The organism is Alteromonas sp. OM2203 (assembly GCF_048517045.1).
In the GTDB taxonomy this organism is placed as follows: domain Bacteria; phylum Pseudomonadota; class Gammaproteobacteria; order Enterobacterales; family Alteromonadaceae; genus Alteromonas; species Alteromonas gracilis.
Genome location: NZ_CP183209.1, coordinates 2,414,644 through 2,428,054, shown reverse-complemented (window position 1 = coordinate 2,428,054; position 13,411 = coordinate 2,414,644). Strand labels below are relative to the sequence as shown.

At 44.1% G+C, this 13,411-nt stretch carries 15 protein-coding genes and 3 tRNA genes; 11 read left to right on the top strand and 7 right to left on the bottom strand.

Features of this window, described 5'->3' with window-relative positions:
- Positions 1–10 precede the first annotated feature (10 nt).
- From lolA to ACM0P2_RS10830, 5 genes are all read left to right on the top strand, one after another.
- Complete coding sequence (gene lolA / locus ACM0P2_RS10850; RefSeq protein WP_159119084.1) at positions 11–757, top strand: outer membrane lipoprotein chaperone LolA; 747 nt, start codon at positions 11–13, stop codon at positions 755–757.
- On the top strand, positions 744–2,051 hold the full coding sequence (locus tag ACM0P2_RS10845; RefSeq protein ID WP_419226595.1) for a replication-associated recombination protein A: 1,308 nt from the start codon (positions 744–746) through the stop codon (positions 2,049–2,051). Before lolA ends, ACM0P2_RS10845 begins: the two co-directional genes overlap by 14 nt.
- A gap of 75 nt (positions 2,052–2,126) precedes the next feature.
- A complete protein-coding gene (crcB, locus tag ACM0P2_RS10840; protein WP_419226594.1) occupies positions 2,127–2,510 on the top strand; it encodes a fluoride efflux transporter CrcB in 384 nt (127 codons plus the stop codon).
- Positions 2,511–2,520: 10 nt separating this feature from the next.
- Positions 2,521–3,819, top strand: coding sequence for a serine--tRNA ligase (serS, locus tag ACM0P2_RS10835; protein WP_419226593.1), 1,299 nt, complete (start codon positions 2,521–2,523; stop codon positions 3,817–3,819).
- A 117-nt stretch (positions 3,820–3,936) separates the two neighbouring features.
- A complete protein-coding gene (locus ACM0P2_RS10830) occupies positions 3,937–4,641 on the top strand; it encodes an SOS response-associated peptidase family protein (RefSeq protein WP_419227699.1) in 705 nt (234 codons plus the stop codon).
- 128 nt (positions 4,642–4,769) lie between these two features.
- On the opposite strand, the gene ACM0P2_RS10825 is transcribed toward ACM0P2_RS10830, so the two are convergent.
- The 6 genes from ACM0P2_RS10825 to ACM0P2_RS10800 all read right to left on the bottom strand — a co-directional run bounded on the left by ACM0P2_RS10825 (position 4,770) and on the right by ACM0P2_RS10800 (position 7,714).
- A complete protein-coding gene (locus tag ACM0P2_RS10825; protein ID WP_419226592.1) occupies positions 4,770–5,207 on the bottom strand; it encodes a host attachment protein in 438 nt (145 codons plus the stop codon).
- A 372-nt stretch (positions 5,208–5,579) separates the two neighbouring features.
- The gene (locus tag ACM0P2_RS10820; protein ID WP_419226591.1) at positions 5,580–5,927 is read right to left on the bottom strand and encodes a TusE/DsrC/DsvC family sulfur relay protein; all 348 of its coding nucleotides are present in this window, start codon (positions 5,925–5,927) and stop codon (positions 5,580–5,582) included.
- A complete protein-coding gene (locus tag ACM0P2_RS10815; protein ID WP_159119070.1) occupies positions 5,924–6,235 on the bottom strand; it encodes a hypothetical protein in 312 nt (103 codons plus the stop codon). Before ACM0P2_RS10815 ends, ACM0P2_RS10820 begins: the two co-directional genes overlap by 4 nt.
- Positions 6,235–6,603 (bottom strand): DsrE family protein, encoded by a 369-nt coding sequence (locus ACM0P2_RS10810; protein WP_159119068.1) that lies wholly within the window; start codon positions 6,601–6,603, stop codon positions 6,235–6,237. The genes ACM0P2_RS10815 and ACM0P2_RS10810 overlap by 1 nt, the downstream gene beginning before the upstream one ends.
- On the bottom strand, positions 6,603–6,992 hold the full coding sequence (gene tusD, locus ACM0P2_RS10805) for a sulfurtransferase complex subunit TusD (RefSeq protein WP_159119066.1): 390 nt from the start codon (positions 6,990–6,992) through the stop codon (positions 6,603–6,605). The genes ACM0P2_RS10810 and tusD overlap by 1 nt, the downstream gene beginning before the upstream one ends.
- A gap of 56 nt (positions 6,993–7,048) precedes the next feature.
- The gene (locus tag ACM0P2_RS10800) at positions 7,049–7,714 is read right to left on the bottom strand and encodes a Bax inhibitor-1/YccA family protein (RefSeq protein WP_014949619.1); all 666 of its coding nucleotides are present in this window, start codon (positions 7,712–7,714) and stop codon (positions 7,049–7,051) included.
- Between the two features lie 239 nt (positions 7,715–7,953).
- On the opposite strand from ACM0P2_RS10800, the gene ACM0P2_RS10795 reads away from it, so the two are divergent.
- Both ACM0P2_RS10795 and ACM0P2_RS10790 read left to right on the top strand, forming a co-directional pair.
- Positions 7,954–8,045, top strand: a tRNA-Ser gene (locus ACM0P2_RS10795).
- Between the two features lie 142 nt (positions 8,046–8,187).
- The gene (locus ACM0P2_RS10790) at positions 8,188–9,654 is read left to right on the top strand and encodes a DUF3360 family protein (RefSeq protein ID WP_173358565.1); all 1,467 of its coding nucleotides are present in this window, start codon (positions 8,188–8,190) and stop codon (positions 9,652–9,654) included.
- Positions 9,655–9,683: 29 nt separating this feature from the next.
- Here ACM0P2_RS10790 and ACM0P2_RS10785 read toward each other — a convergent pair whose 3' ends face one another.
- Positions 9,684–10,589 carry a LysR family transcriptional regulator gene (locus ACM0P2_RS10785; protein ID WP_159119062.1) on the bottom strand — a complete coding sequence of 302 codons (906 nt, stop codon included), beginning with the start codon at positions 10,587–10,589 and terminating at the stop codon, positions 9,684–9,686.
- Positions 10,590–10,754: 165 nt separating this feature from the next.
- Here ACM0P2_RS10785 and ACM0P2_RS10780 point away from each other — a divergent pair, with 165 nt between their 5' ends.
- The 4 genes from ACM0P2_RS10780 (at position 10,755) to ACM0P2_RS10765 (ending at position 12,762) form a co-directional block, all read left to right on the top strand.
- Positions 10,755–11,204, top strand: a complete 450-nt coding sequence (locus tag ACM0P2_RS10780) for a DoxX family protein (RefSeq protein WP_173358566.1) — start codon at positions 10,755–10,757, stop codon at positions 11,202–11,204.
- 62 nt (positions 11,205–11,266) lie between these two features.
- Positions 11,267–12,121 (top strand): DODA-type extradiol aromatic ring-opening family dioxygenase, encoded by an 855-nt coding sequence (locus ACM0P2_RS10775; RefSeq protein WP_173358567.1) that lies wholly within the window; start codon positions 11,267–11,269, stop codon positions 12,119–12,121.
- Positions 12,122–12,259: 138 nt separating this feature from the next.
- Positions 12,260–12,351, top strand: a tRNA-Ser gene (locus tag ACM0P2_RS10770).
- A 319-nt stretch (positions 12,352–12,670) separates the two neighbouring features.
- A tRNA-Ser gene (locus ACM0P2_RS10765) sits at positions 12,671–12,762 on the top strand.
- Positions 12,763–13,411: the final 649 nt, after the last annotated feature.

The window sequence follows — 13,411 nt, the reverse complement described above, 5'->3', positions numbered from 1 at the left end:
GATTGAATAAATGAATAAAGCAGTTTCGGTTTATTTTATAAGTGCACTAACCGCTGGCGGCCTAATGATAAATGCTGCCAACGCATCGGCAGAATTAGCTACTAGTAGCAGCGTAGACACTACAGCTATAGCGCAAAAAGAAAGTATCAATGACTCAGTAAGTTCATCGCTGCAGACGCGATTGAGCAACATGAAACAGTTCCGTGCTGAGTTTGCTCAGACAGTGGTTGATGCGCAGCAAAACGTAGTGCATGAGGCCCAAGGCACGCTTACTATGACCCGTCCCAATAAACTTCGCTGGGAAACAACATTTCCAGATGAAACATTGCTTGTAGCCGATGGAGATGCAGTTTGGAATGTGGATACCTTCGTAGAGCAGGTGACGGTGCTATCTCAAGATAATGCGATTAAGGATAACCCTATCGTTTTGCTTACATCTACAGATGAAGCGACGTGGTCAAAGTTTTCTATCAGCCAAATGAACAATGGTGTACCTACCAACACTTCGGCAAGCGATATCAATAACGATACGGTGATGCAAAGTTATCAAATCACGCCTAAAGAAGAAGGGGGGCAAATCGTTACTCTCACGCTGTCTTTCAACCAAGATAACGAACTGGCTTCGCTCAATATGCTAGATGCTCAACAACAGGTAAGCACCTTAGTATTCAATAATATTGAAACCCGTTTTCCTATTCCTGCCGATACATTTTCAGTAGATATCCCAGATAGCTTTATAGTTGATGACCAGCGTTAAACAAGACTTCGCGCCGTTGGCGGCGCGCATGCGCCCCGTTACCATAGCGCAATATAGCGGGCAAGAGCATCTACTGGGAGAAGGCAAACCACTTCGTAAAATGTTAGAGGCAGGGCACTGCCACTCGATGATTTTATGGGGGCCTCCTGGCACCGGAAAAACTACGCTTGCGGAGCTTATCGCTCAGTATACTAATGCGTCTGTACTACGTATTTCGGCGGTTACTTCCGGAGTCAAAGACATTAGAGCAGCCATGGAAACGGCTGAAGATAATGCCCGTTATAATCAGCGAACGCTGCTTTTTGTTGATGAAGTTCACCGGTTTAATAAAAGTCAGCAGGACGCCTTTCTCCCATTCGTTGAGTCAGGCGTTGTCACCTTCATAGGCGCAACAACAGAAAACCCTTCATTTGAACTAAACAAAGCCTTGTTATCTCGAGTGCGTGTGTATGTGTTAAAGACGCTGGAACAACACGCGCTGTCAGAGTTAATCGATAGGGCGCTAGTCGATACTGAAAAAGGACTGGGCGACAGGGCTCTTGGCATTGATGCAACAGCCAGAAACGCGCTTATCGATTTATGTGGCGGCGATGCTCGTCGTCTTCTCACTTATTTGGAGCTAGCTGCAGATTTCACAAGCGCTAACGACATTACCGTTAGCGATGTTGAACATGCAGTGGGCGAGAAAGTGGCGAGCTACGACAACAAGGGCGATACCTTTTATGACCTGATTTCAGCCTTTCATAAATCCGTGAGAGGCTCAGATCCTGACGCTGCGCTTTACTGGTACGCAAGAATTCTCGATGGTGGCGGTGACGCGTTATATGTGGGAAGACGGCTTCTGGCTATTGCGTCGGAAGATATTGGTAACGCCGATCCAAGAGCAATGCAGCTTTGCATTAACGCATGGGATACTTTTCACCGAGTAGGACCAGCCGAGGGTGAGCGCGCTATTGCGCAAGCTGCAGTATATTGCGCATTAGCAGCAAAAAGTAATGCGGTTTATATGGCGTTTAACGAAGCAAAAGCACTGGCGCGCAAGACCTCAGATGCGCCGGTTCCTATGCATTTGCGAAATGCGCCAACAGTGCTTATGAAAGAGCTAGGCCACGGCGATGGTTACCGTTATGCGCACAACGAGCCAAATGCATTCGCCGCAGGTGAGTCCTACTTTCCTGAGAGCCTTACCGGTACTCGCCTATACAACCCCAATGAGCGTGGTTTAGAAAAAGCCCTAAAAGCGAAGCGTGAATTTCTCGACTCTCTTAATGCGAGAAGTAACAATAAAAGGTAAAGTTGCACACGTGCACTTCAATGAATTCAAGTAATATAAAATAGCTTATAAATAGAACGTGCTAGGGAGTTTTTCGTGCCTCAAGGGTTAGCTTTGTATTGTTTTATTGCCGCTGGCGGGGCAACTGGTGCCTGTTTACGCTATTTTGTTACTACAAGTGTTGATTCCTTATTTGGAAAACACATGCCGTTTGGTACACTAGCGGTGAATGTGGTCGGGTCGTTTGCACTCGCATTGCTGTACGGTTTTATCGAACGTCATGATTTAAGCGAATCCCCATACCGAGCGCTTATTGGTGTAGGGTTATTAGGTGCCTTTACCACATTCTCAACATTTTCCGTTGAAACCTTAACTTTATTAGAAAACGGGTTGTGGCTTAAAGCCGCAGCAAATGTATTTCTTAACGTTGGCGCTTGCCTAATAGCTGGTTGGCTAGCCATTCAATTAATGAAAGGATAATTAGAAACACATGTTAGATCCAAAGTGTTTGCGAAGCGATATAGAACAAACAGCTAAGCGATTGGCTGCCCGTGGTTTTAACCTCGATGTAGCAGCTTTCAGTTCGCTTGAAGAAAAAAGAAAAACACTTCAGTCCAGAACACAGGATCTGCAAAACGAGCGAAACGTACGAAGTAAATCCATTGGTAAAGCAAAAGCGCAAGGTGAAGATATTGCGCCGCTTCTCGCAGAAGTGGGTAAGCTTGGTGACGAGCTTGATGCCGCTAAAGCAGAGCTTAGCGAACTGCTAGAAGAAATTAATATCTTTACCCAAGGCATTCCTAATTTACCACATGAGTCGGTGCCGGAAGGTGAAAACGAAAACCACAACGTTGAGATTTCTCGTTGGGGCGAGCCGCGTACGTTTGATTTTGAAGTAAAAGATCACGTAGATGTTGCTGAAGGCTTGAACAACGGCTTAGATTTCGCAACCGCCAGTAAGCTTACTGGCAGCCGCTTTGTTGTCATGCGCGGGGATATCGCTCGCTTGAACCGTGCTATTGCTCAATTTATGCTAGACACCCATACCCAAGAGCATGGCTATCAAGAAATGTACGTGCCTTACTTGGTTAATGCCGACAGTTTATACGGCACGGGCCAGTTGCCTAAATTTGGTGAAGATCTTTTCCACACCAAACCAGCAACAGAAGAGGGGCAGGGTCTCAGCCTTATTCCAACGGCAGAAGTACCGCTGACAAACATTGCCCGTGATGAAATATTAGATGCGAAAACATTGCCAGTGAAAATGACGGCTCACACGCCTTGCTTCCGTTCAGAGGCCGGTTCGTACGGACGTGACACCCGTGGCCTTATCCGTCAGCACCAGTTCGACAAGGTAGAACTTGTGCAGCTAGTTAAGCCAGAAGATAGCTTTGACGCACTTGAAGCACTTACAAGTCACGCCGAAGTTATTCTGCAAAAGCTAGAGTTGCCGTATCGTAAAATGCTGTTATGCACGGGTGATATGGGCTTTGGCGCGTGTAAAACCTATGACCTTGAAGTATGGCTACCTGCGCAAAATACATACCGTGAAATTTCTTCGTGTTCAAACATGCTGGATTTCCAAGCGCGACGTATGCAGGCACGGTTCCGCAACCCTGAAACCAATAAACCTGAATTGCTACATACACTGAACGGTTCTGGTTTGGCTGTAGGGCGTACGCTTGTTGCTATCTTAGAGAATAACCAGCAGGCAGACGGAAGCGTTACGATTCCAAAAGCGCTAGTGCCTTACATGGCAGGGCAAGAGGTTATTAAGGCGACTGCTTAGTTTCCCCTTGTTTGACACGAAGCGTTATTAAAAGAAGCGTTATTAAAAGTAATTTTGAAATCCGGTATTGTTAAATGCCGGATTTTTTTAACCATTCGAGCTCTAGGATATTGTCCAATCTGCGGATTTATACAACGTATTACAGACTCACCCGATGTTATAGCACTACTTGAAGAAGTAGGGCTTACGCAAACCATTCCGCTTTTTGTTGACGAGTACTCCTCAAGCAACGTTATTAACTTCTATCCTGCATTTGGTAAAGCGCCCGAAAAGCAAATTACCAATTTAATCGTGTCTGGAGATAGCACCATAGACGCAACATGGTGGTTTGACGCCAAGCCCGTTGGTGACACACTGCAAATTAGCGATAGAACCACATTTAACGCCCGCAATCTAGATAGCCCTTATTGGGGAAAGTTTATCCGTGAGCGGCGAGCAGTGGTTGTAGCAACGGCGGTAGGGGAGTCTAACCCAGTTGGGAAAGGAAAAGCACATTATTTAATGAAGCCCACAAGCGGAGCATTGCTCATTGGCGTAGTATACCGGCGCTTTAGCAATGGGCTGTTTTCCTGTGCAGTTGTGACGCGGCCAACTATCGATGGCTTTAGCCAGTATCATGAAAAGTCGATTCCCTGTTTTCTTCCTCATGATAGTCATGCTATTAATGCGTGGCTAACCGCTGACACACAAGGCTCATTAAATAATGAGGTAGAGTATATTTTGAATAATCCTCGTATTTATACCCACCTTGAAGTAACGCGAGTAAAGACGTTTAAAAGTGCAGAGGCAATAGGAGACACGCAATTACTTAAGGCTTGGTAGCGTTTTTTTATAAACGCAATAGTGGCCCAGTGCAAGAATCTACCAAGGTACAAGCTTTTCATTATGTGTAAGGCAGGCGGCTCAGTCTGCGACAGCCGCCTATATTTAACTATTTATTAAGGGGAGTGCTATCTAAGATAAGAAAGTAGAGTTTCTTCATCGGCACCTAAAACATTCTTTGTTACTTCTTTATCGACAACGTCGGTACACGCGGATGACATTTCATTCCTGAGTTTTCCCAGAAAACCTGGTCCGCTAATAATATCTATTGAACCTAGCGCACCTCTTTTACGCTCGCTATCTAGCCAGTCTGCAATATCACTGGCGAAACGCTCATCTTCAAGTTCAGCTGCGTCTTTTCGATTCATACTGTCCACGCCGGGTACTTGCGACGCAGGAGCCGACTGTCTTCCCGGCCTGTCGGTGTAGATATTTTGATCGCTGGCGTCACTAAATTCGTTATGCCACTTTTTAACTTCAACAAGCGCGGTTCCATGATTGGTATAGGTGTAAGCAATAGCGTTGTCGTGGTTGGCAACGATTACGTAGTGTTTTTGAACTGTCATACAGCCTCCTATGTCCATTTATGTAAAACATTCACGTTTCTGGTGTTTTGCAAAGGCAAATATGAAAAATGTGCCTGAAACAGCAAATAAAACGCTTATGTAAAGGAGTTGTTGCAATATCAGCACCAATACCAAAAAAACATCAATAATGCGCGCTTGAAAGGGCCTAACGAAGGCTAGCTACTGTTACCACGCTAATTAGAATTTGGTTTTTTCTTAATAGAGCGCTTGTTTAAAAACTAGCAGTAGATGTTACGCTTTGAAGGATAAAAAAATGGAGCAAGGCGCGTTTAAAGCGGGAGGCTAGCGGTTATTGCTAGCGCTTCAACTATGACGCCAAAATGTTGTTAAAAACGTTTTTTAAATAAAGCGTTATAAACACTTCGCAGGTTTGGGCAATCCAGCAAGTTTGGTGGCTTGCTTAGCAGGGCCTTTTTTAAACAGTCGCTGCAGATAGCGGCTATTACCTTTCTCTGGGCCAAATTTATTGGCCATGGCTTTTACAAGGGCGCGGATCGCTGGGCTGGTTTCGTACTCTTCATAAAATGCGCGCACGAAACGAACTACTTCCCAATGCGCTTCAGTTAATTGAATGTTTTCTTCTTGCGCCAGTGGCTCAACCATACCTTCTTCCCACTGCGTGTAGTCGAGCAAATACCCGGCTTTGTCCGTAGGAATTTCTTGGCCCTTATAATTAAAGCTATAGGTTTCTTGCGTCATGAAAGAGTAATCCAGTGTATGTGTTTTGCTGACAAGGCTGCTAATTCTCTAGAAGTGATAGGTGTAGCGTAATCCGGCAGCGTAGCGCCTCGTGAAGATGCATCGCTATCGATAAATGCCAAACTGAACGGTGATTCTTCTTTGCCGCTATTTGTTAATTTTTCAAAAAATGCGCTTTCGATTTTAGGGGCATATACGCCGTCGCTTACACACACAACACTTAAATCTGCGTTTGATTGTTTAACGGCAGCCGTTAGAAACTGTTTATCAGCAATAGAGAGTGTTGGGGTTGAGATAGTAATAAGCATTAGAAGGTCACCACATGGTCAACGCTTTGTATAAGGGCAAGTTTTTCAGCTGGATTTATCCACTCACATTCAAGTTCCTCAAACAAATCGGTATTTGCAAGAACATGGTCAATATCGTAATTCTCTGCACTTGTTTTACATACAAAGCATTCTTCTATATCAAAAAAGGGCATACTGGCTAAGCGCTTAGTATGATTCTTAAGCCCCTTAATTGATGCTGATTTAACAAGCTGAAGCACGCCTTGGTTTTCAAAGATCACCTTCACTTCGTGCCCGTAGTTTGTTGCAGCGAGGGCGAAATCTAAACCGTCTTGGCTTTTCGCATTAGAAAAGGGGCCTTGCGTAAATCTAATAAGTAAACGTGCCATTAAAATTGCACCAACCTGTTACACTCATGAAGGGCAGTAAAAAACTCGCCCAAACCTGCTTGTTCAAACGGCGCTGCAAGGTTGGCGTGTGCAATGCCATTCTCTTTCGCTTCTAATTCACTCACAATGCCTCGCTTAACTGCAGCAGTAATGCACACCAGTAGCTTAACGTTGTGCGCAGTTGCGAGTGCTCTCCAGCTATCAAGCGCAAATAGCTCGTCACCAGTGTTAAGCATTAAACTGTTGGTGTGATAGACCCCGTCGCTGTAAAAAAAGACGTGGTTTATTACATCGCCGTTGTCAATGGCACCTTGCACAAAGGCGAGGGCGCGTAAAGCTGTGTCGCCTTGAAACGGTGATGATGTGATAAGTATTGAATATTCTGCCATACAAATAAAAACACCCCGTTTAAGGGGTGTTTGTCTTTTAAACCTTTAACGCTGTATTAATCGTCGCCGCCAAATGCACCTAGAAGGTGAAGGATAGACGTGAACAAATTGTATATGTTCAAGTATAGCGAAACTGTCGCGCGAATGTAGTTTGTTTCACCACCGTGGATGATACGGCTTGTGTCAAACAAAATGAAGCCTGACATGATGAACACAATCGCTGCGCTGATTGCTAGGCTTACCGCAGGCACTGCGAAGAAGATGTTCGCAATAGCGGCTACAAGCACTACAACTAGACCCACAACCAAGAAGCCGCCCATAAACGAGAAGTCTTTCTTAGTAGTAAGAGCGTAGCCAGATAGCGCAAAGAACACAAGTGCTGTTGCACCTAGTGCTTCCATGATTAGGCCGGGACCTGCTACACCTAGATAGAAATTAAGCGTGTAACCTAGTGATGCACCCATTAAACCTGTGAATGCAAACACCCAGTAGATACCAGATGCTGAATCAGCTTTTTTCTGCACAACAAATAGAGTTATAAAAGCGCCGATAGTCATAACAAGAGACATCATAGGAGAAATGCCTACCGCCATTGCTATACCAGCACAAACCGCACTAAACGCTAGTGTCATCGCAAGCAGCATATAGGTGTTGCGAAGAACCTTGTTCGTCTGCAATACCGATGGTTGAGATGCACTTGAATACATCGAACGTTGATCCATTGTTTCCTCCAACAGGACTTATGATATGACCAAAATGGTACACAATTATTTAGTGTATGTTGTATGGGTTTTAGTTCCCATTTTCAAGTAGTTTCAGATGAAAATGGTGTCAGGTGAATACAAAACCATCTTTTATACGCGTGAAGCCTTGTATTTGTTTGATTTCTCGGCACTTGAACAACTTTTTTAATTTTTCGCTTTACAGTCATAAAAATATCATTAAGATACGCAGCACTTCAGGAGAGTTGGCAGAGCCCGGTTTAATGCACCTGACTTGAAATCAGACGTGGGGTCAAACCCACCGGGGGTTCGAATCCCTCACTCTCCGCCAAATACGAAAAACCCGCAAATTGTTGCGGGTTTTTTTATGCCCTTTTATTAATTTAAACTTTAGTATAAGACCACAGTCGCATTGTTACATCCCATTCACATGTTTAGGCTTGCGTTTTCTTCGCGCAATCTAAAGGTGTTATGTGTCACAAGAAAGCTCTTCTTATCAAAACCTTCACAAGCCAAGTAACAAATTTAATTCAAGAGACGAATATTTAGACCACGAGCTACAAATATTAGCGCCTAAGCGTTGGCGCTTGAATTTACCAGGAAGAGACTACCGCATTGAGTGGGAAGACTGCGTTCCGGGCATGGCCGCAACGATAGGTAAAATCGTAATGGTTGCAGCGGTTGTCGGTGCATTTGCTGCGCCTTTAGGGCTATCGCCAGAGTTTGTCATTGAAAACGTACGTTTTGAATTACTTATTGCTGCAATCTTATTCGTCGTTTTGATTTCAGGTTTTTTAAACCCTTCTGCTAATTTGGCTGGAACACACGGCCCGCTTCTTCCGCTGGTCCCGCTTATCGTGGCGTCAGGCGGCCATCCAATGGCCCTTGGTTTACTCATAGGCTTATTCGGCTTTATTTTAGGAATAACCAAAGGCGGAAGTCTGTTAGCTAAACTAACCAGTAATGGCGTATGTGGCGGTCTACTATTGTACCTAGGCTTTATTGGTATTACTGGGCAAGTAAAAAAGCTCTTTGCATGGGCAGAAAGCTTCGATATGGCTTATTTAGCCTTTGTGGTAATTATCGCTACTATTTTAATGTATGCATGGCTAGAGCATATAAAGAAACGTTGGTTAGCCATACCACTCGGTGCGGTAATGGCAGCAATTATTGCTTTTTCCTTTGGTGCTCCTTTTGAATTTACCACGTCGCCCGGTATCCCTAATTTAAATCCTGCATATTGGTGGGGCGAAGACACAGGGTGGAAATTAGGTTTACCCGACTGGTCGCATTTCATTGCTGTGTTACCTTTCGCCGTGCTTGCCGTGTCTATGTGGTCACCGGATTTTTTGGGTCACCAAGTATTTCAAAAGCTAAGTTATCCTAAAAAGAGCGAACGAGCCCACATGAATATAGATGACACCATGATTGCTGCTTCGAGTCGTCAGGCTGTGGGCAGCTTGTTGGGCGGCGGAAATATTTCATCATCGTGGGGTACCTATATTATACCGGCTTCCATTGCACGTAGACCCATTCCCGGTGGCGCGTTAGTGACAGGCTTTTTATGTGTGGTCGCAGCACTGTGGGGGTATCCCATGGATTTAGCTATTTGGCCGCCAGTGCTATGCGTTGCGCTAATTGTAGGTGTATTTTTGCCGTTAATGGAAGCAGGTATGCAAATGACCCGTGAAGGTAAGACAACCCAGTCAGCGGCTCTGGTGGTTATCTCATCAGTTCTGGTGAATCCGGTGTTTGGCTGGTCATTCACTATGTTGTTAGACAATTTAGGTCTGGTCGGTTGTAAGGATAGAGCTGGTGAACTTGGTAAAGCGGGCCGTTGGCTGATCCCCGGCATCACGTTTTTAGTGCTTTGTACCGTAATGGCATTAATCGGCATGTTCCCTGGTGTGCCAGCAATAATGGAAGCATTTAGGCAATAAAGATAGTGAATTGGTTATGCGTAACCTTTTCACTGGTCCCAATAGGGCGTATCTTTAAAATATTCGCAGAGAAAGTCTATGAAAACCCTCAGTTTATTTGATATGAGCTTTCGATGTGGGTAAACCGCATACAAAGAAATAGACTGAGGGACATAGTCTTCGAGTATTGATATGAGTTCGCCCTTACTTAAGGCTTCTCCAGCAATGAATGTAGGCTGCAAAACGTAGCCTTCTCCTTGCTTTGCAACATTTGTCAGTACCTCACCATTATTAGCCGTTAGCTTTGGCGTTACTTTTTGCGCGTTCGCCTTGAGGGCTGCAATGAGCGTTGACGCTTCGTTATCATAGTTCACATAAGAATATTCAAGATAGTGTTCAGGTTTAAGATCTTTTGGGTGGCGTGGTGTGCCATATTTTTGAAGATAAGCAGGAGAGGCGCATAGCGCGAGTTTGATGGAGGTGATTTTCTTAGCAATAAGCGATGAGCTAGTCAGGTTTCCAGCTCGCAAAGCAACATCGAACCCCTCATCTATCACATCAATTTTTCTATCATTTAATTGCAAATTTATAGAAACGTTTGAATGTGCCTGCTGAAATGCGCTAAGCGCTCCAGCTAAATGTAACGTGGAAAATGAAACTGGTGCACTCACGTGCAATAAACCTTTTGCCTCAGAACTTAACTGTCCGAGCTGACTCTCCATATCATTAACGCTTTCAAGAATATGATTTGCATGTTGCAAGCACTGCTGGCCCGCTTCTGTAAGATGTATTTTTCGCGTGGTGCGATTAAATAGTCGGGTATCAAGTTGTTTTTCAAGCTCAGCGATATATTTACTTACCAGCTGATTAGACGTATCGAGCTTAAGTGCTGCCCTTGTAAAGCTTCCTTCATTCGCAACAACACTGAATGTTTTCAGCAGAGATAACTTATCCATAATTTTTGATGATTAACAACAATTTGTTGGTAATCATTCTATATTTTGCCGCTTTATTCAATAGCTGTTGGTAACTATTCTAACGGCATAGGGTTAGCGGGCCACGTGGTTAAGAGTGAGTAGGTCGCTGATCAAATCTAATACTTAATATTCGAGGATACGACAATGAACAATCAATTTATCGCAAATATTTTCACGTCTAACAACAGTGTTTCTAGCCTAGTGCTGCGTGTACCTGTGGGCATTATTCTAACCGCCCATGGGGCGCAAAAGCTTTTTGCGTGGTTCGGTGGCTACGGTCTTGAGGGCACAGGTCAATGGATGGAAAGTATCGGTCTAGCCCCAGGCTTTTTAATGGCACTACTTGCGGGGAGTGCAGAATTCTTTGGTGGGCTAGCGCTTATTTTGGGGGCGCTTACTCGTCCTGCAGCATTGGTGAGTGCATTTACAATGTTGGTAGCGATATTTAGCGTTCATGCATCAAACGGCTTGTTTATGAGCAATAACGGTTATGAATTTGCGCTTGCACTGCTAGCAGTTACAGCTGCTTTAACTATTCAGGGTGGTGGCAAGTTTTCTGTTGATGGTCTTATCAGCGATAAATTGACAAAGTGAATAGAGTTAAAAATAAGCGTTACTAAAACTGACCAATATTCACGTTTATAAGGACTATATCGATGGTGCGCTCCACACAAATTACAACGGCGTATATTTCTCATGGCGGAGGTCCGCTTCCGCTTCTTGAGATGCAATCAAGTGAGGCGGCAGCGCGTCCTGATTACCATAGAGAAATGATTGACGTTCTAACCGCGCTTTCAGAAGAAATACCAAAGCCAAATGCAATAGTTGTGATAAGCGCACATTGGGAGAGCCGTGAAATCAACGTAACAACAAACGCTTGTCCAACGTTAATTTACGACTATTACGGGTTTCCTGAAGAGGCATATTCAATTAGATATGACGCGATAGGGGAGCCTAGCCTAGCTACATCAATCGTAGACGGTCTAAATAAAAAGGGAATTAATGCAAGCGGGAATGGAACTCGTGGCTTTGATCACGGGATGTTTATTCCACTTAGCATTATGTACCCGGATGCAGACATTCCCGTCGTTCAGCTTTCGCTTGCAGCAGACCTAAACGCTGCAAAGCATGTTGCACTTGGTGAAGCGTTAAGGGATATACTGGCAGCTCATCAATCCATGGATCGGATTTTAGTGTTGGGGTCAGGGTCTTCTTTTCACAATATGAAGGGCTTTTTCGATAACTCCGACACTGCGCTAAAAAGAGCACGTAATTTTAACGCTTGGTTACAAGATACTATACATTCTAGTGCTTACAGCGAAAGCGAGCGAAGGGGAAAATTGATAGAGTGGTTTAAAGGGCCTAACGCCCTATATGCACATCCGAGGGAAGAGCACCTGTTACCCTTACATGTGTGTTACGGTTTAAACAATAGGGCATCAGACAAAGCAATATCGCTAACTTTGCTAACCAAGCCTGCAAGCATGTTCCTGTGGCAAAACACCCTGTGAATGGGTCGTCTTTTTTCTTGAATCTTCTTATGTTTGTCAAATATTAAACATATCGTTCATCAATTGTTCGCTTGAGCGTGAAAGTTCAAATTAGTGCTTTACACCCTTGGTTAAATCATTAAGATACGCAGCACTTGAGGAGAGTTGGCAGAGCTCGGTTTAATGCACCTGACTTGAAATCAGACGTGGGGTCAAACCCACCGGGGGTTCGAATCCCTCACTCTCCGCCATATTACGAAAAACCCGCACACTGTTGCGGGTTTTTTTATGTTTGAAATTCACTCGTCAACTAATTGAAAACTATTGGTGCTTGAAATTACGGACGCACGAGTGCGCTAAACTTAATGGTTTGCAAATTAACGCCCGCAACATACGTTGCATATCGCTTTGCGAAAACGTTGTTTAAACGATAATCAAGCAGAAAGGTCATGTCGTTGTTCTTGAAGTTATGGCCAAAAAACGAAAGGCCAATATTTCACCAGTTGATTGATTTAATTGAAATTAGTGCTTTACAGAGACATTTAAATCATTAATATACCCATTACTTCAGGAGAGTTGGCAGAGCCCGGTTTAATGCACCTGACTTGAAATCAGACGTGGGGTCAAACCCACCGGGGGTTCGAATCCCTCACTCTCCGCCAAATATGAAAAACCCGCACACTGCTGCGGGTTTTTTTATGGGTCAAATAAAACTTCTATAGAGTGAGGGTGAGAGCCCCCGTTGTTCGACCAATCGTCGGGAACGATTGGTGCCGCCGCAGGCGCCCGAAGGGGCGGGTACAGGACGTACCCGAGCACATCCCTCACTCTCCGCCAAATACGAAAAACCCGCACATTGTTGCGGGTTTTTTTTATGGGTTAAATAAAACCTTTTAATATGTGGCTTGTAACGATGAATACAAATACCACCACGGTTTCAAGTCTTGGTCTACCTTCATTTGCTTATTACATACTCAATATGACGAGTAATAAGCCAAATAATCCTGCCGGTAGTTACTACTTGAGTGAATATAGTAAAACACTAATCTGCGCTAGAATGACTGTGTTCATCATGCTATGACGACTCGTTTTTATGAAATATTTTCTGATCTCATCTTGTCTATATTAGGTAATTACAGAACATTTCAAAGAAAATCTAGATGTGTCGCGCTTTCTTCATAAAAAGCTGCTACTTATAAATAGATATGCAATCAACTGAATTCACGCTGCTTACATGAGGCTTTCCTGCTTCTAAACACGCAAAACTATTTTTGTGCAGTTGGTAGTACATAAAAATAATACGAGAGGACA